Origin of the sequence: Nisaea nitritireducens (assembly GCF_014904795.1) — a bacterium.
Taxonomy (GTDB): Bacteria; Pseudomonadota; Alphaproteobacteria; order Thalassobaculales; family Thalassobaculaceae; genus Nisaea; species Nisaea nitritireducens.
Window position 1 is genome coordinate 1 of record NZ_JACZFS010000076.1, and the last position, 1,217, is coordinate 1,217.

The following is a 1,217-nucleotide window of genomic DNA, read 5'->3' on the forward strand; positions in this document are numbered from 1 at the left end:
AAAAGACCTAAACCGAACGTGTTAAAGCCCTTCTTCGCTCTAACCTAGCTTTTGTTCATCTTCAAAAGCGTCTTTGATCTGTTGATGTTCCCACCTACCCGGAACTGAGTACAAAACGGCCCCTGCTCCACTGTCTGGATGCTCTTTACCAATTGGCGAGAGCCTTAACGACCTATCCACGCGATAGAATTCTCGGCATTTGGGGCAATTAATTATTTCGGCATTTGTTCCACGAAACACCGATCGGTGACCGCAAACGCACTCAAGCGTGCCGTAGATGTTCGTTCTGTTCTGATCCAACGTCATCACGAGCGTTGACCCTGTATCCAATCGGGATTTTGCACTCACTTGTTCGGCGAGACTTTCATCGCAGAGAGACACGACAACCGCCGCCAGGATCTCTACATCATTGGCAGCGTCTACAGGGTCTCGCGAGAGAGCGGTGCGCAATGCATCGCGGAGCCATTGAGACGTTGACGGGTCAGCTATCAGGTCCTCGGCTTTAGCGGAAGTTGATGCGTTTGATGTTCTCAATTGTACAGCCAGCCCGGCTTATCAATTTGGGGAAGTAGCTTGATGAGGCGCGCTATAGAGCGTGAATGCGCGCAACTGGCACGCTTGCCGTTTGCGGCGCTTCTCGTGCGCGTAGAGTGTCACGGACGATTCGGTCGAGCTGGGTCCATCGTTCCCCCTCTTCTCTCACAATAAAAGTTTCCCATTCTTTCAGGAGAGTGGAAAATCGCCGGTCGGCTGCAACGGTTTCGGTATGAACGATAGAGACTTCTGTTATTCCCAGTTCTTCGGACAATGAGTTAATTACATACTCTATTGTTTCTTTTTCTTTGTAAGACAAAATACTATCGGTGATGTATAGATGATTACCCGGCCAACACCACGTAATCATATAAGCATCGTAATGTGCCGGGTTTAATTTAAGGACGGTCGATGTCATTATTAGCCCTTACGGTAGATTTACTACAAAATTCCGATGAATCTGGATATATCCTATATAACTTAGGATTTATCCATTGAAGACATACGCAGTTGCGACAGGCAAGGGGAAAGTATTTGGGAATTGAAACATATGTCGGCGATCTTTTAGAGGAAGCCTGGATCCGGGGCTTCTCCAAATCGGGGCTCGCGCGCGCGGCTGGGGTAGACGTTTCGAGTTTCGCGGCCGTTGAGGCAGGGAAACGGCCAGGTATTGGCCGGGGCGG

1 protein-coding gene is annotated in these 1,217 nt (G+C 49.5%); it reads right to left on the bottom strand.

What is annotated here, in order from left to right; all coding sequences use genetic code 11:
- Positions 1-586: 586 nt before the first annotated feature.
- Positions 587-952, bottom strand: coding sequence for a hypothetical protein (locus IG629_RS22050; protein ID WP_193174021.1), 366 nt, complete (start codon positions 950-952; stop codon positions 587-589).
- Between the last annotated feature and the right edge of the window lie 265 nt (positions 953-1,217).